The sequence below is a fragment of the Micromonospora sp. WMMC273 genome, assembly GCF_027460285.1.
GTDB lineage: Bacteria > Actinomycetota > Actinomycetes > Mycobacteriales > Micromonosporaceae > Micromonospora > Micromonospora aurantiaca.
This window is the reverse complement of record NZ_JAPZBE010000001.1, coordinates 5369524-5391825: the sequence shown is the minus strand read 5'-3', so window position 1 is coordinate 5391825 and position 22302 is coordinate 5369524. Positions and strand designations below refer to the sequence as shown.

Below are 22302 nucleotides of genomic sequence, written 5' to 3'. Positions count from 1 at the left end.
ACCGGCGCCGGAACCGCCACCAGTTGTGTCGAGACGACGATAAGTAGGGATTGAAGTGGCCGCCGCAGACGCGCTCGCCAACGTACGCAACATCGGCATCATGGCCCACATCGATGCCGGTAAGACCACTACCACCGAGCGAATCCTGTTCTACACCGGCATCACGTACAAGATCGGTGAGGTCCACGAGGGCGCCGCCGTCATGGACTGGATGGAGCAGGAGCAGGAGCGCGGTATCACCATCACTTCCGCCGCCACCAAGTGCGAGTGGAAGGGCCACACGATCCAGATCATCGACACGCCCGGCCACGTCGACTTCACGGTCGAGGTCGAGCGGTCGCTGCGTGTTCTGGACGGTGCGGTCGCGGTCTACGACGGCGTGGCCGGCGTGGAGCCCCAGACGGAGAACGTCTGGCGGCAGGCGGACAAGTACAACGTCCCCCGGATGTGCTTCGTCAACAAGCTCGACCGGACCGGCGCCGACTTCTTCCGCTGCGTGCAGATGATGATCGACCGGCTCAACGCCACCCCGCTGGTCCTCCAGATCCCGATCGGCGCCGAGTCCGACTTCATCGGCGTGGTCGACCTGGTCGAGATGCGTGCGCTGACCTGGCGCGGCGAGACCCAGAAGGGTGAGGACTACGCGGTCGAGGACATCCCGGCCGACCTCGCCGACTCGGCCGCCGAGTGGCGCGAGAAGCTGATGGAGACCCTCGCCGACGTCGACGACTCGGTGATGGAGAAGTACCTCGAGGGCGAGGAGATCTCGGTCGACGAGATCAAGGCCGCCATCCGCCGGGCCACCATCGCCGGCAAGGCCAACCCGGTCCTCACCGGTACCGCCTTCAAGAACAAGGGCATCCAGCCGATGCTGGACGCGGTCGTCGCGTACCTGCCCTCGCCGCTGGACATCCCGGCGATCGAGGGTACGGCCACCGACGGCGAGACCCCGCTGCAGCGGAAGCCCTCGGTCTCCGAGCCGTTCTCCGGCCTGGCCTTCAAGATCCAGACCGACAAGCACCTCGGCAAGCTGACGTACGTCCGGATCTACTCCGGCACGCTCGAGTCCGGTTCTCAGGTGATCAACTCCACCAAGGACCGCAAGGAGCGGATCGGCAAGATCTACCAGATGCACGCCAACAAGCGGGAGGAGCGCAGCTCCGCCCAGGCCGGCGACATCATCGCGGTGCAGGGTCTGAAGCAGACCACCACCGGTGACACGCTGTGCGACCCGGCGAACCCGGTCATCCTGGAGTCGATGACCTTCCCGGAGCCGGTCATCGAGGTGGCCATCGAGCCGAAGACCAAGGCCGACCAGGAGAAGCTCAGCACCGCCATCCAGCGGCTGGCCGAGGAGGACCCGACCTTCCGCGTCAAGCTGGACGACCAGACCGGTCAGACGGTCATCTCCGGCATGGGCGAGCTTCACCTGGACATCCTGGTCGACCGGATGCGCCGCGAGTTCAACGTCGAGGCGAACATCGGTAAGCCGCAGGTGGCGTACCGCGAGACCATCCGCCGCAAGGTGGAGAAGGTCGAGTACACCCACAAGAAGCAGACCGGTGGTTCCGGCCAGTACGCTCGCGTGATCATCAGCGTGGAGCCGCTGCCGCTGGGCAACGACGCCCCGACGTACGAGTTCGCCAACGCGGTGACCGGTGGCCGCATCCCCCGGGAATTCATCCCCTCGGTGGACGCGGGTGCGCAGGACGCCATGCAGTACGGCATCCTCGCCGGCTTCCCCCTGGTGGGCGTCAAGCTCACCTTGGTGGACGGCCAGTACCACGAGGTCGACTCGTCGGAGATGGCGTTCAAGATCGCCGGCTCGATGGCGATGAAGGAGGCGGCCCGCAAGGCCGACCCCGCTCTCCTCGAGCCGATGATGGCCGTTGAGGTCACCACTCCTGAGGAGAACATGGGTGACGTCATCGGCGACCTCAACTCCCGGCGTGGCATCATCCAGGCGATGGAGGAGCGCAGCGGCGCTCGCGTCGTCCGGGCTCTGGTGCCGCTGTCGGAGATGTTCGGCTACGTCGGCGACCTGCGGTCGAAGACCCAGGGCCGGGCTAGCTACAGCATGCAGTTCGACTCCTACGCCGAGGTTCCGGCCTCGGTGGCCAAGGAGATCATCGCCAAGTCGACGGGTGAGTGACACTCACCCTCGGCTGATCCGATGACGCGAGGGCGGTCGCGGGAGGGTTCTCCCGCCCGCGGCCACCTCGATCGGGTTGCGTGAGACCGGGCCTGTAGGCTTCATCGCCGCAGAACCCACAAAAGCTCTCCGGCCTTCCGGCCGGAAAGGCTGTCGACAGAGTCCTAAGCGCCGAACGGCGCGCCGGGGCGAACGAACCAAGAAAGTCCACAGGAGGACACCAGTGGCGAAGGCGAAGTTCGAGCGGACTAAGCCGCACGTCAACATCGGCACCATTGGTCACATCGACCACGGTAAGACGACGCTGACGGCGGCCATCACCAAGGTCCTGCACGACCAGTACCCGGACCTGAACCCGTACACGCCGTTCGACGAGATCGACAAGGCGCCGGAGGAGAAGGCCCGCGGCATCACGATCTCCATCGCGCACGTCGAGTACCAGACCGAGGCGCGTCACTACGCGCACGTCGACTGCCCCGGTCACGCCGACTACATCAAGAACATGATCACCGGTGCCGCGCAGATGGACGGCGCGATCCTGGTGGTGGCGGCGACCGACGGCCCGATGCCGCAGACCCGCGAGCACGTGCTGCTGGCCCGTCAGGTCGGTGTGCCGTACATCGTCGTGGCGCTCAACAAGAGCGACATGGTCGACGACGAGGAGCTCCTGGAGCTCGTCGAGCTCGAGGTCCGTGAGCTGCTCTCCTCGCAGGAGTACCCGGGTGACGACCTGCCGGTCGTCCGGGTCTCGGCGCTGAAGGCCCTCGAGGGCGACCCGGAGTGGACCGGGAAGCTCCTGGACCTGATGAACGCCGTGGACACCGCGATCCCGCAGCCGGAGCGCGAGACCGAGAAGCCGTTCCTCATGCCCATCGAGGACGTCTTCACGATCACCGGTCGCGGCACCGTGGTCACCGGTCGCGCCGAGCGCGGCATCCTCAAGCCGAACGAGGAGGTGGAGATCGTCGGCATCCGTGAGAAGTCGATGAAGACCACCTGCACCGGCATCGAGATGTTCCGCAAGCTGCTCGACGAGGCCCGCGCGGGTGAGAACGTCGGTCTGCTGCTGCGCGGCATCAAGCGCGAGGACGTCGAGCGCGGCATGGTCGTCATCAAGCCGGGCACCACGACCCCGCACACGGAGTTCGAGGCGACGGTCTACATCCTCTCCAAGGAGGAGGGCGGCCGGCACACCCCGTTCTTCCAGAACTACCGCCCGCAGTTCTACTTCCGGACCACGGACGTCACCGGCGTCGTCACGCTGCCCGAGGGCACCGAGATGGTCATGCCGGGCGACAACACCTCGATGACGGTGAAGCTGATCCAGCCCATCGCCATGGAGGAGAACCTGAAGTTCGCGATCCGCGAGGGTGGTCGTACGGTCGGCGCGGGTCGCGTCACCAAGATCATCAAGTGAGCTGGGTAACCCCGATTAGCGTCGCCGCCGGTCGTGCGGCATACTAGTCAGGTTGCGTAACGACAGTCGGTCGCCTGCGTCCGGGTTAACGCTGGACCTCCGGGAGTCAGACTGTCTCGCGTAGGGTGGTTGATCGCCATCGGCGGTCAACCACCCTCGCGCGGCGTCCAGGTCGCGGCCCCCGCGATCGGCGCCATGACCCACCGCGTGGTCAGAGAATCGCTCCGGAGTCCCGGGGCGGAGCCTGGCCCACGGGCGCGACACGCCCGACCGCGGGGGTCGGCGGAAGTGGGCCTGTGCCAGCCGGTACAGGCGCCCGCAACACAGCGGCATCGAGAGAAGGAACAGAAGCCACCATGGCGGGACAGAAGATCCGCATCCGGCTCAAGGCCTATGACCACGAGGTCGTCGACTCCTCGGCTCGGAAGATCGTCGAGACGGTGACGCGTACCGGGGCGCAGGTCGCTGGCCCGGTGCCGCTGCCCACGGAGATCAACCGTTTCTGCGTCATCCGCTCGCCGCACAAGTACAAGGACTCGCGCGAGCACTTCGAGATGCGTACGCACAAGCGTCTGATCGACATCATCGACCCGACCCCGAAGACGGTCGACTCGCTCATGCGCCTCGACCTGCCGGCTGGCGTCGACATCGAGATCAAGCTGTAGGGACCGGACAAATGGACAGGCAAGTCAAGGGGATCCTGGGCGCCAAGCTCGGCATGACCCAGGTCTGGGACAACAACAAGGTTGTGCCCGTGACCGTGGTTCAGGCCGGCCCGTGCGTCGTGAGCCAGGTTCGTAGCGCCGACAAGGACGGCTACTCCGCGGTCCAGCTGGCGTACGGGGTCATCGACCCGCGCAAGGTCAAGAAGCCGGTCGCCGGCCACTACGCCAAGGCGGACGTCGCGCCGCGCCGGCACATCGTCGAGCTGCGCACCTCCGACGCCGCGGACTACGCGCCGGGCCAGGAGGTCACGGTCGAGGAGTTCCCGGCCGGCGTCGTGATCGACGTGACCGGCAAGACCAAGGGCAAGGGCTACGCCGGCCCGATGAAGCGGCACGGCTTCCACGGTCTGCGTGCCAGCCACGGTGTCGAGCGCAAGCACCGCTCGCCCGGCTCGATCGGCGCCTGCGCGACCCCGGGTCGCGTCTTCAAGGGCACCCGGATGGCGGGCCGGATGGGTGGCGTGCGCTACACCGTCCAGAACCTGACCGTCCAGGCGGTCGACACCGAGAACAACCTCCTGCTCGTCCGCGGCGCCATCCCCGGCCCGAAGGGCGCGCTGGTCCTGGTCCGCACTGCGGCCAAGGCGAAGGTGAAGAAGGGCGGTGCGGCCAAGTGACCACCGTTGACGTCATCAACGTCGAAGGCGCCAAGAGCGGCTCCGTCGAGCTGCCGGCCGACATCTTCGACGCGCAGGCCAACATCGCCCTGATGCACCAGGTCGTGGTGGCCCAGCTCGCGGCGGCCCGTCAGGGTACGCACAAGACGAAGACCCGCGGCGAGGTCTCCGGTGGAGGCAAGAAGCCGTACAAGCAGAAGGGCACCGGTCGTGCCCGCCAGGGCTCGACCCGCGCGCCGCAGTTCGCCGGCGGTGGCGTGGTCCACGGCCCGGTGCCGCGCGACTACAGCCAGCGCACCCCGAAGAAGATGAAGGCCGCCGCCCTGCGTGGCGCCCTCTCCGACCGGGCCCGCGCCGGCCAGGTGCACGTCGTCGAGGCGTTCGTCTCCGGCGAGAAGCCGTCCACCAAGGCGGCCCTGGCCACGCTGACCAAGCTCACCGAGGCCCGTCGGGTCCTGGTCGTGCTGAGCAGCACCGACGAGCTGAACTGGGTGTCGCTGCGGAACCTGCGTAACGCGCGGGACAGCCGGGTGCACCTGATCGAGGCCGGCCAGCTCAACACCTACGACGTGCTGGTGGCCGACGACGTGGTCTTCACCAAGGAGGCCCTGGACGAGTTCCTGGGCGTTCCCGCCGAGACCACCGAGGAGGATGGCAAGTGAGCACGATCGCCGATCCGCGTGACGTCATCGTCGCGCCGGTCGTCTCGGAGAAGAGCTACAGCGAGCTGAACCGCAACTGGTACACCTTCCTGGTGCACCCGGACGCCAACAAGACCGAGATCAAGATCGCTATCCAGCAGATCTTCAACGTCCGCGTCCTGACGGTCAACACGCTCAACCGCGAGGGCAAGCGCAAGCGGACCCGTACCGGGTTCGGCAAGCGCAAGGACACCAAGCGCGCGATGGTGAAGCTGGCTGACGGTGACCGTATCGAGGCCTTCGGCGGCCCGGTCAGCTGAGGGGTGTAGACAATGGCTATCCGTAAGTACAAGCCGACGACGCCGGGCCGGCGTGGCTCGAGCGTTGCCGACTTCGCCGAGATCACCCGGTCGACGCCCGAGAAGTCGCTGCTGGCTCCGCTGCCGAAGAAGGGCGGACGCAACGCCCACGGCCGGATCACCACGCGGCACCACGGTGGCGGCCACAAGCGCCAGTACCGTCTGATCGACTTCAAGCGGGTCGACAAGGACGGCGTGCCGGCGAAGGTCGCCCACATCGAGTACGACCCGAACCGCACCGCGCGCATCGCGCTGCTGCACTACGCCGACGGCGAGAAGCGCTACATCATCGCGCCGAAGGACCTGAAGCAGGGCGACCGCGTCGAGTCCGGTCCGGGCGCCGACATCAAGCCGGGCAACAACCTGCCGCTGCGCAACATCCCGGTCGGTACCACCATCCACAACGTGGAGCTGCGTCCGGGTGGCGGCGCCAAGCTGGCCCGCTCGGCCGGCGTCGGCATCCAGCTGCTCGGCCGTGAGGGCGCGTACGCGACCCTCCGCATGCCGTCCGGTGAGATCCGGCGCGTGGACGTGCGCTGCCGCGCCAGCATCGGCGAGATCGGCAACGCCGACCAGTCGAACATCAACTGGGGTAAGGCCGGCCGTATGCGGTGGAAGGGCAAGCGCCCGACCGTCCGTGGTGTCGCGATGAACCCGGTCGACCACCCGCACGGTGGTGGTGAGGGTAAGACCTCCGGTGGTCGTCACCCGGTCAACCCGCAGGGTAAGCCCGAGGGCCGCACCCGTCGTAAGGGCCAGCCGAGCGACCGGCTGATCGTCCGCCGCCGCTACGCCACGCGTAAGCGCGGCTGAGGGAGATAAGACATGCCTCGCAGCCTGAAGAAGGGCCCGTTCGTCGACGACCACCTGCTCAAGAAGGTGGAGACGCAGAACGACAAGGGCTCGAAGAACGTCATCAAGACCTGGTCGCGCCGCTCGACGATCATCCCGGAGATGCTGGGTCACACGATCGCCGTGCACGACGGACGTAAGCACGTCCCGGTCTTCGTGACCGAGGCCATGGTCGGGCACAAGCTCGGCGAGTTCGCGCTGACCCGCACGTTCAAGGGTCACGAGAAGGACGACCGGAAGAGCCGCCGGCGCTGACGCCGCGGGCATACGGATAGAGGAACAAGGGGTTACAGCGATGCCAGGAAAGGGCGACGCTCCGGTGCTTCCGGGCGCGCGGGCGGTTGCGCGGCACGTGCGCATCTCGCCGATGAAGGCGCGCCGGGTGGTCAACCTCGTCCGCGGCCTGCCCGCGAAGGAGGCGCTCACGGTGCTGCAGTTCGCGCCGCAGGCTGCGAGCGAGCAGGTGTACAAGGTGCTCGCGAGCGCGATCGCCAACGCGGAGAACAACGAGCGGCTGGACCCCGACGCGCTGCTCGTCAGCGAGGCGTTCGTCGACGAGGGCCCGACCATGAAGCGGTTCCGGCCGCGGGCGCAGGGCCGGGCGTACCGGATCCGCAAGCGCACGTGCCACATCACCGTGGCGGTCGAGGCGGTCGCGGCGGCCACGCCGAAGAAGTCGGCGAAGAAGGCCGCTCCGGCCAAGCCGGCCGCTGAGGAGCAGAGCACGACGGAGGGTGCCGAGTAATGGGTCAGAAGGTTCACCCGACCGGGTTCCGGCTCGGCATCTCGACCGACTGGAAGTCCCGCTGGTTCGCGGACAAGCTCTACAAGGACTACATCGGCGAGGACGTCAAGATCCGCCGGATGATGTCCAAGGGCCTCGAGCGCGCCGGCATCTCCAAGGTCGACATCGAGCGCACCCGGGACCGGGTCCGCGTCGACATCCACACCGCCCGGCCGGGCATCGTCATCGGCCGTAAGGGTGCGGAGGCCGACCGGATCCGCGGCGAGCTGGAGAAGCTCACCGGCAAGCAGGTCCAGCTGAACATCATCGAGGTGAAGAACCCCGAGTCGGACGCGCAGCTGGTCGCCCAGGGCGTCGCCGAGCAGCTGTCCAGCCGGGTCAGCTTCCGTCGGGCCATGCGCAAGGCGATGCAGTCCGCCATGAAGAACCCCGCCTGCAAGGGCATCCGGGTTCAGGTCTCGGGCCGTCTGGGCGGCGCCGAGATGAGCCGGACCGAGTTCTACCGCGAGGGCCGGGTTCCGCTGCACACGCTGCGGGCCAACATCGAGTACGGCTTCTTCGAGGCCCGTACCACCTTCGGCCGGATCGGCGTGAAGGTCTGGATCTACAAGGGCGACGCCGTCCCGGGCCGCGAGGCCCCGGCCGAGGCCGCCCCGTCGCGCGGCCCGCGCCGTGACCGTGGCGACCGGCCGGACCGGCCGCGCCGTGGCCGCTCGGGCTCGTCCGGTACGACCGCCGGTGGCACCGAGGCCGGCCGCGCTGCCGCGACGACCATCGCGCAGCAGGCGGAGACGCCGGCCGGTGAGCCCGTCGACAGCAGCGCTGTCGCCGCAGCCGCGACCCAGCCGGCAGAACAGCAGCAGGAGGGCTGACAGATGCTGATGCCGCGCAAGCCCCCGAAGGGCTTCCGCAAGCCGCACCACCCGGACCGCAGTGGCGCGTCCAAGGGTGGTAACCGGGTGGTGTTCGGCGAGTTCGGGATCCAGGCTCTCGAGCCGGCGTACGTGACCAACCGCCAGATCGAGTCGGCGCGTATCGCGATGACCCGCCACATCAAGCGTGGCGGCAAGGTCTGGATCACGATCTTCCCGGACCAGGCCCTCACCAAGAAGCCGGCCGAGACCCGGATGGGTTCCGGTAAGGGTTCGCCCGAGTGGTGGGTCGCCAACGTGAAGCCGGGGCGGGTTCTCTTCGAGATGTCCTTCCCCAACGAGCAGATCGCGCGAGAGGCGATGCGTCGCGCGATCCACAAGCTCCCGATGAAGTGCCGCATTGTTACGCGCGAAGTGGGTGAATCCTGATGGCAGCGGGCGTCAAGCCCTCCGAGCTGCGTGAGCTCTCCGAGGAGGAGCTGGTCACGAAGTTGCGCGAGGCGAAGGCGGAGCTGTTCAACCTCCGCGTGCAGGCCGCAACCGGGCAGCTGGACAACAACCGGCGGCTGCAGGTCATCCGTCGGGAGATCGCCCGGATCTACACGATCATGCGTGAGCGTGAGCTGGGTCTCTCGGCCGCGCCGACTGAGGTGACTGCATCATGAGTGAGAACACCACCGCCCCCGCGCGGTCCCGCCGCAAGGTTCGCGAGGGCCTCGTGGTCAGCGACAAGATGGACAAGACCGTCGTGGTCGAGGTCGAGGACCGCGTCAAGCACGCGCTGTACGGCAAGATCATGCGCCGTACGAGCAAGCTGAAGGTCCACGACGAGCAGAACTCGGCCGGCATCGGCGACCGGGTCCTGATCATGGAGACCCGGCCGCTGTCCGCCACCAAGCGCTGGCGGCTCGTGGAGATCCTCGAGAAGGCCAAGTAGCGAAGGCTCGAGCTCGGCCGGGTCTCGGTCGGGCGCAGGTTCCGCCAGGCTCCGGCCGCCCCGAGCGGCCGGAGAACCGGCAGACATAGGAGATAGACGTGATTCAGCAGGAGTCGCGACTGCGCGTCGCCGACAACACGGGTGCCCGGGAGATCCTGTGCATCCGGGTGCTCGGCGGCTCCGGTCGGCGCTACGCGAGCATCGGCGACGTCATCGTGGCGACCGTCAAGGACGCGATCCCCGGTGCCGGTGTGAAGAAGGGCGACGTCGTCAAGGCCGTCGTCGTTCGGACCGCCAAGGAGAAGCGGCGGCCGGACGGGTCGTACATCCGCTTCGACGAGAACGCCGCCGTCATCATTAAGGACGGCGGGGACCCGCGCGGTACCCGCATCTTCGGCCCGGTGGGCCGGGAGCTGCGGGACAAGCGGTTCATGAAGATCATCTCTCTCGCGCCGGAGGTGTTGTGACCGTGAAGGTCAAGAAGGGCGACACGGTCGTCGTCATCGCCGGCAAGGACAAGGGTGCCAAGGGCAAGGTCATCGCGGCCTACCCGCGGCAGGACAAGGTCCTGGTCGAGGGCGTGAACCGGGTCAAGAAGCACACCCGCATCAGCACCACCCAGCGTGGCGCCAAGACCGGTGGCATCGTCACCCAGGAGGCCCCGATCCACGTCTCGAACGTGATGGTCCTGGACTCCGACGGCAAGCCGACCCGCGTCGGCTACCGGATCGACGACAACGGCCAGAAGGTCCGCATCGCGCGTAGCACCGGTAAGGACCTCTGATGACCACGGCTACCGAAACCAAGACCCTGCCGCGCCTCAAGGAGCGGTACCGCAACGAGATCGTGGGCGAGCTGCAGAAGCAGTTCGAGTTCGCCAACCCGATGCAGGTGCCGCGGCTGGTCAAGATCGTCGTCAACATGGGTGTCGGCGAGGCCGCTCGCGACGCCAAGCTGATCGACGGGGCCGTCCGCGACCTGGCCACCATCACCGGCCAGAAGCCGCAGGTCCGGCGGGCCACCAAGTCCATCGCGCAGTTCAAGCTCCGCGAGGGCATGCCGATCGGCGCGAAGGTCACCCTGCGCGGCGACCGGATGTGGGAGTTCCTGGACCGGCTGCTCTCGATCGCGCTGCCGCGTATCCGTGACTTCCGCGGCCTGGACGGGCGCAAGCTCGACGGGCACGGCAACTACACGTTCGGCCTGACCGAGCAGTCGGTGTTCCACGAGATCGACCAGGACAAGATCGATCGCCAGCGGGGCATGGACATCACGGTGGTCACGACCGCCACGACCGACGACGAGGGCCGGGCGCTGCTCAAGCTCCTGGGCTTCCCGTTCAAGGAGAACTGAGATGGCCAAGAAGGCGCTGATCCTCAAGGCGGCCGCGAAGCCGAAGTTCTCGGTTCGCGCGTACACCCGCTGCCAGCGGTGCGGGCGTCCGAAGGCGGTCTACCGCAAGTTCGGTCTCTGCCGGGTGTGCATCCGGGAGATGGCCCACCGCGGTGAGCTGCCCGGCGTGTCCAAGGCTTCCTGGTAATAGCCCGGCGCGCTCCGGCGCGTCAGCTGAACTGTCTCTTCGCCGTAGGCCCCGGGCCTGGCCCGGGGAACCCCGGCGAGAAAGGTTGACGAGTTTTCATGACGATGACCGACCCGATCGCAGACATGCTCACGCGTCTGCGTAACGCCAACCAGGCGTACCACGACCGGGTGACGATGCCCTACTCGAAGATCAAGGCGAACATCGCCGAGGTCCTCAAGGCCGAGGGTTACATCGCCACCTGGTCGGTCGAGGAGCCCGAGGAGGGCGCCGTCGGCAAGCGACTGGTCGTCGAGCTGAAGTACGGCCAGAACCGCGAGCGGAGCCTGGCCGGCATCAAGCGCGTGTCCAAGCCCGGTCTCCGGGTGTACGCCAAGTCGGACGGGCTCCCGCGGGTGCTCGGCGGGCTGGGCGTGGCGATCATTTCGACGTCCCAGGGGCTGCTCACCGACCGGCAGGCCCGCAAGCGGAGCGTTGGCGGGGAAGTCCTCGCCTTCGTCTGGTAACGGGAGACAGGTAGAAATGTCGCGTATTGGACGTAAGTCGATCCCGGTGCCTGCCGGCGTCGACATCACGATCGACGGCCGGACCGTCAAGGTCAAGGGCCCCAAGGGCGAACTGAGCCACGTGCTGGCCGAGCCGATCACGGCGGAGCGGGGCGAGGACGGCGAGCTGCACGTCAACCGGCCCAACGACGAGCGCAAGGCCAAGGAGCTGCACGGCCTGAGCCGTACGCTGGTGGCCAACATGATCGTCGGTGTCACCGAGGGCTACCGCAAGAGCCTGGAGATCGCCGGTACCGGTTACCGCGTGACCGCCAAGGGCAAGGACCTGGAGTTCGCGCTCGGGTTCTCGCACCCGGTCCTGGTTCCGGCGCCGGAGGGCATCACCTTCACGGTCGAGAAGCCGACGCTGTTCCACGTGGCCGGCATCGACAAGCAGCAGGTCGGCGAGGTCGCCGCCAACATCCGGAAGATCCGTCCGCCGGAGCCCTACAAGGGCAAGGGCGTGAAGTACCAGGGCGAGGTCATCCGCCGCAAGGCTGGAAAGGCAGGTAAGAAGTGAGCGCCACGCTGCTCAAGCGCCGCCGCGGCGTCGCCGCCAAGCGTGCCGTCGGGCGTGCGCGTCGGCACTTCCGGGTCCGCAAGAACGTCAGCGGCACCGCCGAGCGTCCCCGCCTGGTCGTCACCCGCTCCCTGCGGCACATGGTGGCCCAGGTCGTCGACGACACCAAGGGTCACACCCTGGCGTCGGCCTCGACCATGGACGCCTCGCTGCGCGGCGCCGAGGGCGACAAGAGCGCCCTGGCCGGCAAGGTCGGCGCGCTTCTCGCCGAGCGCGCCAAGGCCGCCGGCGTCTCGAAGGTCGTCTTCGACCGCGGTGGCAACCGGTACGCGGGGCGTGTCGCCGCGCTTGCCGACGCCGCCCGCGAAGCCGGGCTCGAGTTCTAGAAACCCCGTCACGAGAGAGAAGGAAGGCTGCTGATGCCAGGTCAACAGCGCCGTGGCGGCGGGTCCGGTGGCAACGAGGGTGGTCGCCGCGACAACCGCCGTGAGGGCGGCCGCGGAAACGCGCCCGTCGAGAAGACCCCGCACCTCGAGCGGGTCGTCGCGATCAACCGCGTCGCCAAGGTCGTGAAGGGTGGTCGTCGCTTCAGCTTCACCGCCCTGGTGATCGTGGGCGACGGCGACGGCACCGTCGGTGTGGGCTACGGAAAGGCCAAGGAGGTGCCCGCGGCGATCGCCAAGGGCGTCGAGGAGGCCAAGAAGCACTTCTTCAAGGTGCCGCGGATCGGTCAGTCGATCCCGCACCCGGTCACGGGCGAGGACGCCGCCGGTGTGGTGCTGCTCAAGCCGGCCTCCGCCGGTACGGGCGTCATCGCCGGTGGCCCGGTGCGTGCCGTGCTGGAGTGCGCGGGCATCCACGACGTGCTCTCCAAGAGCCTCGGCTCGTCCAACCCGATCAACATCGTGCACGCCACGGTGGCGGCCCTGAAGGGGCTCGAGTCCCCGGAGCAGGTCGCGGCCCGTCGTGGTCTGCCGGTCGAGGACGTCGCGCCGGCCGCCATGCTGGCGTCGCGGGCGGGGGTGGCGTCCTGATGGCACGCCTGAAGGTCACCCAGGTCCGGTCCGAGATCGGGACCAAGAAGAACCAGCGTGACTCGCTGCGTTCCCTCGGTCTCAAGCGGATCAACGACGTGGTGGTCAAGGAGGACCGGCCGGAGATCCGCGGCATGATCTTCACGGTCAACCACCTCGTGAAGGTCGAGGAGGTCGAGTAATGACGATCAAGGTGCACCACCTGCGTCCGGCTCCCGGCGCCAAGACCGACAAGACCCGTGTGGGTCGCGGTGAGGGCTCCAAGGGCAAGACGGCCGGTCGCGGTACCAAGGGTTCCAAGGCCCGCAAGAACATCTCGCCGGCGTTCGAGGGTGGGCAGATGCCCATCCACATGCGCCTGCCGAAGATGAAGGGCTTCAAGAACAAGTTCAAGGTCGTGTTCCAGGTGGTCAACCTGGACCGGCTGGCCGAGCTGTTCCCCAACGGCGGCCAGGTCGGCCCGGTCGAGCTGGTCGAGGCCGGTGCGGTCCGCAAGGGCCACCCGGTCAAGGTGCTCGGCACCGGCGACCTCGGTGGCGTGTCCCTCCAGGTGTCGGCGCACGCGTTCAGCGCGTCGGCCAAGGAGAAGATCACCGCCGCCGGTGGCTCGGTCACCGAGCTGTAAGACGATGTTCATGGCGCCCGCTCAGTTGTTCGCAACTGGGCGGGCGCCATGGTCTACCGGCGACGTGTGCGCCGGGTAACATCGGATTCGGTTTATGTAGCCGGGCACATCTGCCCGGACCGGGACCGGGCTGTTAGAGTCCGTTCCCAGCCATGGATTCCGGACACTCCGTCCGGCACCACACCCCGCCCCGCCAGGGACTCGTTCACCGGCGGCCCGCGTCGCGCAGGAGGAAGAAGTTGCTGTCCGCCTTTCTCAGTGCGTTCCGTACGCCTGACCTGCGCAAGAAGCTGCTGTTCACAGTAGGCATCATCGCGGTCTACCGGCTGGGCGCCACGCTGCCCAGCCCGGGCGTCTCGTACGGCAACGTGCAGAAGTGCCTCGACACGATCCAGGGTGGCAGCACCGGTGTGCTCAACCTGCTGGATCTCTTCTCCGGTGGCGCGCTGCTCCAGCTCTCGGTCTTCGCGCTGGGCATCATGCCCTACATCACCGCGTCGATCATCCTGCAGCTGCTGACGGTGGTGATCCCGCGCCTGGAGCAGCTCCGCAAGGAGGGCCAGGCCGGGCAGGCCAAGATCACGCAGTACACCCGCTACCTGACGCTGGGCCTGGGCATCCTCCAGTCCTCGGCGTTCGTGGCGCTGGCCCGCTCCGGGCAGCTGTTCAACAACCAGTGCGACCAGTTCCCGATCGTGCCCCAGGGCACCGGCATCCCGGACTGGCTGACGCTGACGATCCTGGTCATGACGATGACCGCCGGCACCGGCGTGGTGATGTGGCTCGGTGAGCTGATCACCGACCGGGGCGTCGGCAACGGCATGTCCGTGCTGATCTTCACCTCGATCGCGGCCCGGCTCCCCAGCGAGGGCTGGAAGATCAAGACCACAAAGGGCTGGGGGATGTTCCTCCTCGTCATCGCCCTGGTGCTGCTGGTCATCACCGCTGTCACCTTCATCGAGCAGGCGCAGCGCCGCATCCCGGTGCAGTACGCCAAGCGCATGATCGGCCGGCGGATGTACGGCGGGACGTCGACCTACATCCCGCTGAAGGTGAACCAGGCGGGTGTCATCCCGGTCATCTTCGCCTCGTCGCTGCTCTACCTGCCGCAGCTCGCGCTCCAGTTCTTCGATCAGAACGACCCGGGCAAGGTCCAGGCGTGGATCCAGAACCACATCGTGAAGGCGAGCGCGCCGGAGCACATCGCGATCTACTTCCTGCTGATCATCTTCTTCACGTACTTCTACGTGTCGATCACGTTCAACCCGACCGAGGTCGCGGACAACATGAAGAAGTACGGCGGCTTCGTGCCGGGCATCCGCCCCGGCAAGCCGACCGCCGAGTACCTCGACTTCATCCTCAGCCGGATCACCCTGCCGGGCGCGCTCTACCTGGGCATCGTCGCGATCCTGCCGAACTTCTTCTTCATCTGGCTCGACAACCAGCAGTTCCAGAACTTTCCGTTCGGCGGCACCGCTGTGCTCATCATGGTCGGCGTCGGTCTGGAGACCGTGAAGCAGATCGAGAGCCAACTCATGCAGCGGAACTACGAAGGGTTCCTGCGGTAGATGCGACTCGTTCTGGTTGGCCCGCCGGGCGCGGGCAAGGGCACACAGGCGGAGTTCGTCGCCGCGCACCTCTCGGTGCCGAAGATCTCGACCGGTGACATCTTCCGGGCGAACGTCTCCCAGGGCACCCCGCTGGGCGTCGAGGCCAAGCGGTACATGGACGCCGGCAAGCTGGTCCCGGACGAGGTCACCATCAACATGGTGCGGGACCGGCTCGCCGAGCCGGACGCGAGCGAGGGCTTCCTGCTCGACGGCTTCCCGCGGACCACTCCGCAGGCCGCCGCGCTGGACAAGCTCCTCGCCGACCTCGGCACCGCGCTGGACCTGGTGCTGGAGCTCGTCGTCGACGACGACGAGGTGATCCGGCGGCTGTCCGGCCGGCGCACCTGCCGCGGCTGCGGCAAGATCTGGCACGTCGAGTTCGACTCGCCGAGCCGGGAGGGCGTCTGCGACCGCTGCGGCGCCGAGCTGTTCCAACGCGACGACGACAAGCCGGAGACCATCGCCGCCCGGCTGCGGGAGTACGCCGAGAAGACCGCGCCGCTCGTGGACTACTACGGCGCCCAGGGCAAGCTGGTCGGCATCGACGCGACCGGCCCGGTGGAGGACGTCACCGTCCGCGCCATCGACGCGCTGCGCTCGTACGGCGGCTGAGGTCCCACCCGCCACCCGGCGGATAGAGTGCGAACAGCGGGGTACGTGCGACGTGCCCCGCTGCTCCGCGTACGCGTGACGAAAGGTAACCACCACCATGCGCCGTCCCCAGCTGGACATCCAGCTGAAGACCCCCGAGCAGATCGAGCTGATGCGGGCCGCCGGTCTGGTCGTCGCCCGCGCCCTGCGGCGGATGCGGGAGGCGGTGGCGCCGGGCGTGTCGACGGCCGACCTGGACGCGATCGCCGAGTCGACCATCCGCGAGGCGGGCGCCGTGCCGTCGTTCAAGGGCTACCACGGCTTCCCGGCGTCGATCTGCTCGTCGGTCAACCGGCAGGTGGTGCACGCCATCCCGTCGGCCGAGCAGGTGCTGCGCGAGGGCGACCTGATCTCCATCGACTGCGGCGCGGTGCTGGACGGCTGGCACGGCGACGCGGCGGTCACGGTGCCGGTCGGCGAGGTCGATCCGGCGCTGCTGAGGATGACGGCGGTGGCCGAGGACGCCATGTGGGCCGGGATCGCCGCCGCGGCGCGCGGGGCGGCCTCCGGCAAGGGCCGGCTCACCGACATCTCGCACGCGGTCGAGACGGCGGTCCGCAAGGGCGGCCGGTACGGCATCGTCGACGGCTACGGCGGTCACGGCATCGGCACCGAGATGCACCAGGACCCGCACGTGCTCAACCACGGGCGTCCCGGCAAGGGGCCGCGCCTGGTGCCGGGCCTGGCGCTCGCCATCGAGCCGATGATCACGATGGGCTCGCCGCGTACGGTCGAGCTGTCCGACGGCTGGACCGTGGTGACCCGGGACGGGTCGATGGCGGTGCACGTCGAGCACTCGATGGCGCTGCTGGACGACGGCGTGTGGGTGCTCACGGCCGAGGACGGCGGACGGGCCCGTCTGGGTGACCTGGTGACCGCCCGGCAGACGTCCGTCGACTCTCCGGCGGCCTGAGCGGGCTGCCCCCGTACCCGGTCGAGTGCTGCCGCCTTGGCGATCGGGTGCCATGCTTGTTCCCATGGATGAGCGCAACCGGATGCGGGCGGCCGACGCGGACCGGGAGGCCACCGCGGAACGACTCCGGGTGGCGCTGGCCGAAGGCCGGCTCGACCTGGGTGAGTACGACGACCGGCTGCGGCAGGCGTACGGCGCCAAGACCTACGGCGAGCTGGACGAACTGCTGACCGATCTGCCCGGTCCCCGGCCGGCGGAGAACTCCCTGCCGGCTCCCCGCGCGACCGGGAAGAGCGGGGTGGCCGAGCCGGGCCGGGCGGCCGTCAGCGCACGTAACGCCTGGCTGCTGGGGGTCTGGGGCCCCTGGCTGAAGGTGGCCCTGATCCTCAGCGCGATCTGGTTCGTCTCCCAGCTCGGCGAGGGTGAGTTCGAGTTCGACGACTACTGGCCGATCTGGGTGCTCGGGCCGTGGGGCGCCGTGGTGCTCTACCAGACGATCCAGGGGCTGGCCCACGGGGCGCCGGAGCACGACGCCGAGCGCCGGCGGCGCAAGCAGGTCGAGCGGGAGGCCCGTCGGCGGGCGAAGCGGGAGCTGCCGGAGACGTGACCTGCGTCATATCCGAGCCGTCCGGGTGACCGTCGCGCCGGTCGGTTTGGCGAGCACGTGCGGGTCGGCGTACACTTTCTGATCGGCGCACAGCGTCCACTCCGCCATGCCCACCCTGCGCTTCGGTGGGAGTCGGAGCCGCGGCTGGCGCGGGTTTCCTGATCTTGGTCAGTTCACCCGTGTAAGACGTTGTGAGCCGTCCGGAGTAACCGACGTCAGGACAGCGGAGGACATGCCGAAAAAAGACGGAGCAATCGAGATCGAGGGTCGGGTCATCGAGCCCCTGCCGAACGCCATGTTCCGGGTGGAGCTCGCGAACGGCCACAAGGTGCTCGCTCACATCAGCGGCAAGATGCGCCAGCACTACATCCGCATCCTGCCGGAGGACCGGGTCGTCGTCGAACTCTCGCCGTACGACCTGACCCGCGGGCGCATCGTCTACCGCTACAAGTAAGCCTGACGGCGGCCGGGAGACCCGTGTCCGTCTTCGACGTCCGGATCGCGCACCGCCGCGGCTCCGGGCCAGATGGGAAGTAAGGCAACCGTGAAGGTCAAGCCGAGCGTCAAGAGGATCTGCAACAAGTGCCGGGTGATCCGCCGGCACGGCCGGGTCATGGTCATCTGCACCGACCCGCGCCACAAGCAGCGCCAGGGCTGACGCCCCACACATCACCAGCTCGTCTCAGCCGCGGTCGGGTGCGCAGCGCGTACCCCCTCGTGGTTGACCCCCGGTCGGAGGCCGGGGCCCGCTCGGGCAGCGACCGATCCCGGTCGCCGGCGTTCTTGACGCCGGAAGGACAGGGACGGCCGGTAGCGGGGTGGGACGGGTCCACACCTCCGCCACAACATCACGAGGAGTACGCCCGCACATGGCACGTCTAGTCGGCGTGGATCTCCCCCGCGAGAAGCGGATGGAGATCGCGCTCACCTACATCTTCGGGGTCGGTCGTACCCGCGCCCTGGAGACGCTCGCCGCGACCGGCATCTCGCCGGACAAGCGCGTTCGGGACCTCACGGACGAGGAGCTCGTCGAGCTCCGGAACCACATCGAGGGCAACTACAAGGTTGAAGGCGACCTGCGCCGCGAGGTCGCCGCTGACATCCGCCGCAAGGTCGAGATCGGCTGCTACGCCGGTATCCGGCACCGCCGCGGTCTGCCCGTGCGTGGCCAGCGCACCAAGACCAACGCGCGGACCCGGAAGGGCCCGAAGCGGACCGTGGCCGGCAAGAAGAAGCCCGGCAAGAAGTAACTAGGAGCGCACAGACTTATGCCACCGAAGGCTCGTGCCGGAGCCGCCGTCAAGAAGGTCCGGCGCAAGGAACGCAAGAACGTCGCCCACGGGCAGGCGCACATCAAGAGCACCTTCAACAACACCATCGTGTCCATCACGGACCCGACCGGTGCGGTCATCTCCTGGGCCTCCTCCGGCCAGGTCGGCTTCAAGGGCTCCCGCAAGTCGACTCCGTTCGCCGCGCAGCTCGCCGCCGAGGCCGCCGCGCGCCGCGCGATGGAGCACGGCATGCGCAAGGTCGACGTGTTCGTCAAGGGCCCCGGCTCCGGCCGGGAGACCGCCATCCGTTCGCTGCAGGCCGTCGGCCTCGAGGTCGGGCAGATCTCCGACGTCACGCCGCAGCCGCACAACGGGTGCCGTCCGCCGAAGCGTCGCCGGGTCTGAGAGGTTAGAGAGAGATGGCTCGTTACACCGGTGCTGACTGCCGCCGTTGCCGGCGGGAGAAGATGAAGCTGTTCCTCAAGGGCAGCAAGTGCGATGGTCCGAAGTGCCCGTTCGAGTCCCGGCCGTTCCCGCCCGGGCAGCACGGCCGCGGCCGCACGAAGGAGACGGAGTACCTGCTCCAGCTCCGTGAGAAGCAGAAGGCCCGTCGTGTCTACGGCGTGCTGGAGAAGCAGTTCCGCGGCTACTACGAAGAGGCCGTGAGCAAGGAAGCCAAGACCGGTGAGGTCCTGCTGCAGATCCTCGAGTCGCGGCTGGACAACGTGGTCTACCGGGCCGGCTACGCCAAGTCCCGGGACATGGCCCGTCAGCTGGTCAAGCACGGCCACTTCACGGTGAACGGCAAGAAGGTCGACATCCCGTCGTACCGCGTCAAGGAGCACGACATCGTCGAGGTGCGTGCCAAGAGCAAGGAGCTCACCCCGTTCCTCGTGGCGCAGGGTGAGGCCGGCTCGCGGACCGTTCCGGCGTGGCTGGAGGCGATCCCGAGCCAGCTGAAGATCCTCGTGCACTCGCTCCCGGCCCGCCAGGTGATCGACACCCAGGTCCAGGAGCAGCTGATCGTCGAGCTCTACTCCAAGTAAGGGCTCGTTGCGGTGGCCCGTCCTCCGGGGCGGGCCACCGGAACAGTTGTGTCGTGGGCGTCAAATAGCGGGCGCCCCGGAAGAGAAGAGAAAAGATGCTCATCAGCCAGCGACCGTCTCTCTCCGAAGAGTCGATCAACGAGACCCGCTCCCGGTTCACCATCGAGCCGCTGGAGCCCGGCTTCGGCTACACGCTGGGCAACTCGCTCCGGCGTACGCTGCTGTCCTCGATCCCGGGTGCGGCGGTCACCTCGATCAAGATCGACGGTGTGCTGCACGAGTTCACCACGATCCCCGGTGTCAAGGAGGACGTGGTCGAGCTCGTCATGAACATCAAGGAGCTGTGCGTCAGCTCCGAGCACGACGAGCCGGTCAGCATGTACCTGCGCAAGCAGGGCCCGGGCGACGTGACCGCCGGTGACATCCAGCCCCCGGCCGGTGTCTCGGTGCACAACCCGGACCTGAAGCTCGCCACCCTCAACGGCAAGGGCCGGCTCGACATGGAGCTGACCGTCGAGCGGGGTCGCGGCTACGTCACGGCGGCGCAGAACAAGCAGGCGGGCGCCGAGATCGGCCGGATCCCGGTCGACTCGATCTACTCGCCGGTGCTCAAGGTGACGTACCGGGTCGAGGCGACCCGTGTCGAGCAGCGTACCGACTTCGACCGGCTCATCATCGACGTCGAGACCAAGCCGTCGATGGGCCCGCGTACCGCGCTGGCCTCGGCCGGCTCGACGCTGGTGGAGCTGTTCGGGCTGGCCCGGGAGCTGGACGAGACCGCCGAGGGCATCGACATCGGGCCGTCCCCGCAGGACGCCCAGCTGGCGGCGGACCTGGCCCTGCCGATCGAGGAGCTGGACCTCACCGTCCGCTCCTACAACTGCCTCAAGCGCGAGGGCATCAACTCCGTTGGTGAGCTCATCGGGCGTACCGAGGCCGACCTCCTCGACATCCGCAACTTCGGTCAGAAGTCGATCGACGAGGTCAAGATGAAGCTCGCCGGGATGGGCCTGGGGCTGAAGGACTCGGCTCCGAACTTCGACCCGGCGCACGTCGTGGACGCCTTCGGCGAGGCGGACTACGACACCGACGACTACCGCGAGACCGAGCAGCTCTAGTCCGCGCTGCCGCCACACCTGAGGAGCACCAAGCATGCCCACGCCCACCAAGGGCCCCCGCCTCGGCGGCAGCCCCGCGCACGAGCGGCTGATGCTGGCCAACCTGGCCACTGCGCTGTTCCAGCACGGCAAGATCCAGACCACCGAGACGAAGGCCCGGCGGCTGCGTCCGCTGGCCGAGCAGCTCATCACCAAGGCCAAGCGCGGCGACCTCGCCTCGCGCCGCCGCGTGCTGGGCGTCGTCAAGGACAAGGACGTGGTCTACGCCCTGTTCGACCAGATCGCGCCCCGGTACGCCAACCGCAACGGTGGCTACACCCGGATCGTGAAGACCGGTCCGCGCAAGGGTGACGCCGCTCCGATGGCGATCATCGAGCTGGTGGAGGAGCTTCAGGTCGCCGAGCCGAAGGCGAACAAGAAGACCGCCGCCCGCAAGGCCGCGCAGCAGGACAAGGTCGAGGCCCTGGCCCCGGCCGAGGAGACCCCGCGCTCCAGCGCCGGTGACCAGGACGCCGAGGCGCCGGTCTCCGCGTCGGGTGACACCGCCGCCGCCCGTGAGGACAGCGACGAGGCCACCGAGAACGACAAGGCCTGACATCAGGCTCGACCGGGCCCGGCATCCCCTCGGGGGTGCCGGGCCCGTCGCCGTCGACAGGAGGTACGAGGTGGACGAGCGGACCCGGCTGCGGCTGGACGTCTCGTACGACGGCACCGACTTCTCCGGCTGGGCGCCCCAGCCGACCCGGCGCACAGTGGCCGGCGTACTCATGCAGACGCTGGACCTGGTGCTCGGCGCGGGCACGGCGACCGGCCTGACGGTGGCCGGGCGTACCGACGCCGGGGTGCACGCCACCGGGCAGGTCTGCCACCTCGACCTGCCGACTCCCGTGTGGCGGGAGCACGAGGGCCGGCTGCTGCGCCGGCTGGCCCGGCTCCTGCCGCCAGATGCCCGGGTACGCGCGATGACCGAGGTGCCCGCCGACTTCGACGCCCGGTTCTCGGCCACGTTTCGGCGCTACGAGTACCGGGTCACCGACGCCCCGTGGGGTGCCGAGCCGCTACGCCGCCGGGACACCCTGGCCTGGCCCAAGCCGTTGGACCTGGCGGCCCTGAACGCCGCCGCCGCCGGGCTGGTGGGCGAGCACGACTTCGCCGCGTACTGCCGGCGCAAGGAGAACGCCACCACGCTGCGCGAGGTGACCCGGCTGGACTGGCGGCGCGACCCGGACGGGATCCTTGTCGCCACCGTGCAGGCCGACGCGTTCTGCCAGAACATGGTACGCAGCCTGGTCGGGGCGATGCTGGTGGCCGGCGACGGGCGGCGGCCGGTCCAGTGGCCGGCCGGCCTGCTGACCCGGCGTGAGCGCTCCAGCGAGGTGACAGTGGCGCCGGCGCACGGCCTCGCCCTGGTCGCTGTGGGCTACCCGGCCGACCCGGCCGAGTACGCCCGCCGGGCCGAGGCGACCCGCCGGTTGCGGGTGCCGGTGGCCGAGGGCTGAGCCCGG

35 protein-coding genes are annotated in these 22302 nt (G+C 68.4%); all 35 read left to right on the top strand.

From position 1 onward, the window contains the following. Positions 1–55 precede the first annotated feature (55 nt). The 35 genes from fusA to truA all read left to right on the top strand — a co-directional run bounded on the left by fusA (position 56) and on the right by truA (position 22296). Positions 56–2152: an elongation factor G gene (gene fusA / locus O7611_RS24990; RefSeq protein ID WP_194801425.1), complete on the top strand. Its 2097-nt coding sequence runs from the start codon at positions 56–58 to the stop codon at positions 2150–2152. 223 nt (positions 2153–2375) lie between these two features. Next, complete coding sequence (gene tuf, locus O7611_RS24985; protein ID WP_013288635.1) at positions 2376–3569, top strand: elongation factor Tu; 1194 nt, start codon at positions 2376–2378, stop codon at positions 3567–3569. Between the two features lie 356 nt (positions 3570–3925). Beyond that, positions 3926–4234, top strand: coding sequence for a 30S ribosomal protein S10 (gene rpsJ / locus O7611_RS24980; RefSeq protein WP_007073037.1), 309 nt, complete (start codon positions 3926–3928; stop codon positions 4232–4234). A gap of 11 nt (positions 4235–4245) precedes the next feature. Beyond that, positions 4246–4911, top strand: a complete 666-nt coding sequence (rplC, locus tag O7611_RS24975; protein ID WP_120573086.1) for a 50S ribosomal protein L3 — start codon at positions 4246–4248, stop codon at positions 4909–4911. Continuing rightward, positions 4908–5573 carry a 50S ribosomal protein L4 gene (gene rplD / locus O7611_RS24970; RefSeq protein WP_135242074.1) on the top strand — a complete coding sequence of 222 codons (666 nt, stop codon included), beginning with the start codon at positions 4908–4910 and terminating at the stop codon, positions 5571–5573. The genes rplC and rplD overlap by 4 nt, the downstream gene beginning before the upstream one ends. Next, positions 5570–5872, top strand: a complete 303-nt coding sequence (gene rplW, locus O7611_RS24965; protein WP_013288632.1) for a 50S ribosomal protein L23 — start codon at positions 5570–5572, stop codon at positions 5870–5872. Before rplD ends, rplW begins: the two co-directional genes overlap by 4 nt. A gap of 12 nt (positions 5873–5884) precedes the next feature. Beyond that, on the top strand, positions 5885–6724 hold the full coding sequence (rplB, locus tag O7611_RS24960; protein WP_013288631.1) for a 50S ribosomal protein L2: 840 nt from the start codon (positions 5885–5887) through the stop codon (positions 6722–6724). A gap of 12 nt (positions 6725–6736) precedes the next feature. Next, positions 6737–7018 carry a 30S ribosomal protein S19 gene (gene rpsS, locus O7611_RS24955; RefSeq protein ID WP_007073032.1) on the top strand — a complete coding sequence of 94 codons (282 nt, stop codon included), beginning with the start codon at positions 6737–6739 and terminating at the stop codon, positions 7016–7018. 40 nt (positions 7019–7058) lie between these two features. Then, on the top strand, positions 7059–7508 hold the full coding sequence (rplV, locus tag O7611_RS24950) for a 50S ribosomal protein L22 (RefSeq protein ID WP_013288630.1): 450 nt from the start codon (positions 7059–7061) through the stop codon (positions 7506–7508). Further along, positions 7508–8380: a 30S ribosomal protein S3 gene (gene rpsC / locus O7611_RS24945; RefSeq protein ID WP_194801424.1), complete on the top strand. Its 873-nt coding sequence runs from the start codon at positions 7508–7510 to the stop codon at positions 8378–8380. The genes rplV and rpsC overlap by 1 nt, the downstream gene beginning before the upstream one ends. Positions 8381–8383: 3 nt before the next feature. After that, positions 8384–8809, top strand: a complete 426-nt coding sequence (gene rplP, locus O7611_RS24940; RefSeq protein WP_007465292.1) for a 50S ribosomal protein L16 — start codon at positions 8384–8386, stop codon at positions 8807–8809. Further along, a complete protein-coding gene (gene rpmC / locus O7611_RS24935; protein WP_013288628.1) occupies positions 8809–9045 on the top strand; it encodes a 50S ribosomal protein L29 in 237 nt (78 codons plus the stop codon). Before rplP ends, rpmC begins: the two co-directional genes overlap by 1 nt. Then, positions 9042–9317, top strand: coding sequence for a 30S ribosomal protein S17 (gene rpsQ / locus O7611_RS24930; RefSeq protein WP_013288627.1), 276 nt, complete (start codon positions 9042–9044; stop codon positions 9315–9317). The genes rpmC and rpsQ overlap by 4 nt, the downstream gene beginning before the upstream one ends. A 98-nt stretch (positions 9318–9415) precedes the next feature. Further along, positions 9416–9784, top strand: a complete 369-nt coding sequence (rplN, locus tag O7611_RS24925) for a 50S ribosomal protein L14 (RefSeq protein WP_007073026.1) — start codon at positions 9416–9418, stop codon at positions 9782–9784. Continuing rightward, positions 9781–10101: a 50S ribosomal protein L24 gene (gene rplX, locus O7611_RS24920; RefSeq protein ID WP_013288626.1), complete on the top strand. Its 321-nt coding sequence runs from the start codon at positions 9781–9783 to the stop codon at positions 10099–10101. The genes rplN and rplX overlap by 4 nt, the downstream gene beginning before the upstream one ends. After that, on the top strand, positions 10101–10670 hold the full coding sequence (gene rplE / locus O7611_RS24915; protein ID WP_013288625.1) for a 50S ribosomal protein L5: 570 nt from the start codon (positions 10101–10103) through the stop codon (positions 10668–10670). Before rplX ends, rplE begins: the two co-directional genes overlap by 1 nt. A 1-nt stretch (position 10671) precedes the next feature. Continuing rightward, positions 10672–10857 (top strand): type Z 30S ribosomal protein S14, encoded by a 186-nt coding sequence (locus O7611_RS24910; protein ID WP_007073023.1) that lies wholly within the window; start codon positions 10672–10674, stop codon positions 10855–10857. Between the two features lie 98 nt (positions 10858–10955). Beyond that, positions 10956–11363 carry a 30S ribosomal protein S8 gene (gene rpsH, locus O7611_RS24905; RefSeq protein ID WP_013288624.1) on the top strand — a complete coding sequence of 136 codons (408 nt, stop codon included), beginning with the start codon at positions 10956–10958 and terminating at the stop codon, positions 11361–11363. A 16-nt stretch (positions 11364–11379) separates the two neighbouring features. Beyond that, positions 11380–11922 (top strand): 50S ribosomal protein L6, encoded by a 543-nt coding sequence (gene rplF / locus O7611_RS24900; RefSeq protein ID WP_013288623.1) that lies wholly within the window; start codon positions 11380–11382, stop codon positions 11920–11922. After that, on the top strand, positions 11919–12308 hold the full coding sequence (gene rplR, locus O7611_RS24895) for a 50S ribosomal protein L18 (protein ID WP_030501605.1): 390 nt from the start codon (positions 11919–11921) through the stop codon (positions 12306–12308). The genes rplF and rplR overlap by 4 nt, the downstream gene beginning before the upstream one ends. 33 nt (positions 12309–12341) lie before the next feature. Next, positions 12342–12956: a 30S ribosomal protein S5 gene (gene rpsE, locus O7611_RS24890; RefSeq protein WP_013288621.1), complete on the top strand. Its 615-nt coding sequence runs from the start codon at positions 12342–12344 to the stop codon at positions 12954–12956. After that, the gene (gene rpmD / locus O7611_RS24885; RefSeq protein WP_013473693.1) at positions 12956–13138 is read left to right on the top strand and encodes a 50S ribosomal protein L30; all 183 of its coding nucleotides are present in this window, start codon (positions 12956–12958) and stop codon (positions 13136–13138) included. The genes rpsE and rpmD overlap by 1 nt, the downstream gene beginning before the upstream one ends. Then, on the top strand, positions 13138–13581 hold the full coding sequence (gene rplO, locus O7611_RS24880; protein ID WP_018784561.1) for a 50S ribosomal protein L15: 444 nt from the start codon (positions 13138–13140) through the stop codon (positions 13579–13581). Before rpmD ends, rplO begins: the two co-directional genes overlap by 1 nt. A gap of 239 nt (positions 13582–13820) precedes the next feature. Next, complete coding sequence (secY, locus tag O7611_RS24875; RefSeq protein ID WP_194801423.1) at positions 13821–15149, top strand: preprotein translocase subunit SecY; 1329 nt, start codon at positions 13821–13823, stop codon at positions 15147–15149. Then, a complete protein-coding gene (locus O7611_RS24870) occupies positions 15150–15803 on the top strand; it encodes an adenylate kinase (protein ID WP_013288618.1) in 654 nt (217 codons plus the stop codon). It abuts the gene before it with no gap. Between the two features lie 97 nt (positions 15804–15900). Then, positions 15901–16755, top strand: coding sequence for a type I methionyl aminopeptidase (gene map / locus O7611_RS24865; RefSeq protein ID WP_194801422.1), 855 nt, complete (start codon positions 15901–15903; stop codon positions 16753–16755). Positions 16756–16837: 82 nt separating this feature from the next. Further along, positions 16838–17362, top strand: a complete 525-nt coding sequence (locus tag O7611_RS24860) for a DUF1707 SHOCT-like domain-containing protein (protein WP_194801540.1) — start codon at positions 16838–16840, stop codon at positions 17360–17362. Between the two features lie 232 nt (positions 17363–17594). Further along, positions 17595–17816, top strand: coding sequence for a translation initiation factor IF-1 (infA, locus tag O7611_RS24855; protein WP_007073013.1), 222 nt, complete (start codon positions 17595–17597; stop codon positions 17814–17816). A 90-nt stretch (positions 17817–17906) separates the two neighbouring features. Next, a complete protein-coding gene (gene rpmJ, locus O7611_RS24850; protein ID WP_012184307.1) occupies positions 17907–18020 on the top strand; it encodes a 50S ribosomal protein L36 in 114 nt (37 codons plus the stop codon). Between the two features lie 211 nt (positions 18021–18231). After that, positions 18232–18612 carry a 30S ribosomal protein S13 gene (gene rpsM, locus O7611_RS24845; protein ID WP_013288614.1) on the top strand — a complete coding sequence of 127 codons (381 nt, stop codon included), beginning with the start codon at positions 18232–18234 and terminating at the stop codon, positions 18610–18612. Positions 18613–18630: 18 nt separating this feature from the next. Then, entirely contained in the window at positions 18631–19038 is a 408-nt protein-coding gene (gene rpsK / locus O7611_RS24840; protein WP_013288613.1) for a 30S ribosomal protein S11, read from the top strand. A gap of 14 nt (positions 19039–19052) precedes the next feature. Next, positions 19053–19679: a 30S ribosomal protein S4 gene (gene rpsD, locus O7611_RS24835; protein ID WP_018784565.1), complete on the top strand. Its 627-nt coding sequence runs from the start codon at positions 19053–19055 to the stop codon at positions 19677–19679. Between the two features lie 95 nt (positions 19680–19774). Next, positions 19775–20797, top strand: a complete 1023-nt coding sequence (locus tag O7611_RS24830; RefSeq protein WP_007073009.1) for a DNA-directed RNA polymerase subunit alpha — start codon at positions 19775–19777, stop codon at positions 20795–20797. Between the two features lie 34 nt (positions 20798–20831). After that, positions 20832–21392, top strand: coding sequence for a 50S ribosomal protein L17 (gene rplQ, locus O7611_RS24825; protein ID WP_013288611.1), 561 nt, complete (start codon positions 20832–20834; stop codon positions 21390–21392). 70 nt (positions 21393–21462) lie between these two features. After that, entirely contained in the window at positions 21463–22296 is an 834-nt protein-coding gene (gene truA / locus O7611_RS24820) for a tRNA pseudouridine(38-40) synthase TruA (protein WP_269697664.1), read from the top strand. The last annotated feature ends 6 nt before the right edge of the window (positions 22297–22302 follow it).

Bases quoted from the DNA above. Each gene is read 5' to 3' on its own strand.
- rpsJ (WP_007073037.1), top strand. From the start codon at position 3,926: ATGGCGGGACAGAAGATCCGCATCCGGCTCAAGGCCTATGACCACGAG.
- rplC (WP_120573086.1), top strand. From the start codon at position 4,246: ATGGACAGGCAAGTCAAGGGGATCCTGGGCGCCAAGCTCGGCATGACC.
- rplB (WP_013288631.1), top strand. From the start codon at position 5,885: ATGGCTATCCGTAAGTACAAGCCGACGACGCCGGGCCGGCGTGGCTCG.
- rpsS (WP_007073032.1), top strand. From the start codon at position 6,737: ATGCCTCGCAGCCTGAAGAAGGGCCCGTTCGTCGACGACCACCTGCTC.
- rplV (WP_013288630.1), top strand. From the start codon at position 7,059: ATGCCAGGAAAGGGCGACGCTCCGGTGCTTCCGGGCGCGCGGGCGGTT.
- rpsC (WP_194801424.1), top strand. From the start codon at position 7,508: ATGGGTCAGAAGGTTCACCCGACCGGGTTCCGGCTCGGCATCTCGACC.
- rplP (WP_007465292.1), top strand. From the start codon at position 8,384: ATGCTGATGCCGCGCAAGCCCCCGAAGGGCTTCCGCAAGCCGCACCAC.
- rpmC (WP_013288628.1), top strand. From the start codon at position 8,809: ATGGCAGCGGGCGTCAAGCCCTCCGAGCTGCGTGAGCTCTCCGAGGAG.
- rpsQ (WP_013288627.1), top strand. From the start codon at position 9,042: ATGAGTGAGAACACCACCGCCCCCGCGCGGTCCCGCCGCAAGGTTCGC.
- rplE (WP_013288625.1), top strand. From the start codon at position 10,101: ATGACCACGGCTACCGAAACCAAGACCCTGCCGCGCCTCAAGGAGCGG.
- O7611_RS24910 (WP_007073023.1), top strand. From the start codon at position 10,672: ATGGCCAAGAAGGCGCTGATCCTCAAGGCGGCCGCGAAGCCGAAGTTC.
- rpsH (WP_013288624.1), top strand. From the start codon at position 10,956: ATGACGATGACCGACCCGATCGCAGACATGCTCACGCGTCTGCGTAAC.
- rplF (WP_013288623.1), top strand. From the start codon at position 11,380: ATGTCGCGTATTGGACGTAAGTCGATCCCGGTGCCTGCCGGCGTCGAC.
- rpsE (WP_013288621.1), top strand. From the start codon at position 12,342: ATGCCAGGTCAACAGCGCCGTGGCGGCGGGTCCGGTGGCAACGAGGGT.
- rpmD (WP_013473693.1), top strand. From the start codon at position 12,956: ATGGCACGCCTGAAGGTCACCCAGGTCCGGTCCGAGATCGGGACCAAG.
- rplO (WP_018784561.1), top strand. From the start codon at position 13,138: ATGACGATCAAGGTGCACCACCTGCGTCCGGCTCCCGGCGCCAAGACC.
- O7611_RS24870 (WP_013288618.1), top strand. From the start codon at position 15,150: ATGCGACTCGTTCTGGTTGGCCCGCCGGGCGCGGGCAAGGGCACACAG.
- map (WP_194801422.1), top strand. From the start codon at position 15,901: ATGCGCCGTCCCCAGCTGGACATCCAGCTGAAGACCCCCGAGCAGATC.
- O7611_RS24860 (WP_194801540.1), top strand. From the start codon at position 16,838: ATGCGGGCGGCCGACGCGGACCGGGAGGCCACCGCGGAACGACTCCGG.
- infA (WP_007073013.1), top strand. From the start codon at position 17,595: ATGCCGAAAAAAGACGGAGCAATCGAGATCGAGGGTCGGGTCATCGAG.
- rpsM (WP_013288614.1), top strand. From the start codon at position 18,232: ATGGCACGTCTAGTCGGCGTGGATCTCCCCCGCGAGAAGCGGATGGAG.
- rpsK (WP_013288613.1), top strand. From the start codon at position 18,631: ATGCCACCGAAGGCTCGTGCCGGAGCCGCCGTCAAGAAGGTCCGGCGC.
- rpsD (WP_018784565.1), top strand. From the start codon at position 19,053: ATGGCTCGTTACACCGGTGCTGACTGCCGCCGTTGCCGGCGGGAGAAG.
- O7611_RS24830 (WP_007073009.1), top strand. From the start codon at position 19,775: ATGCTCATCAGCCAGCGACCGTCTCTCTCCGAAGAGTCGATCAACGAG.
- rplQ (WP_013288611.1), top strand. From the start codon at position 20,832: ATGCCCACGCCCACCAAGGGCCCCCGCCTCGGCGGCAGCCCCGCGCAC.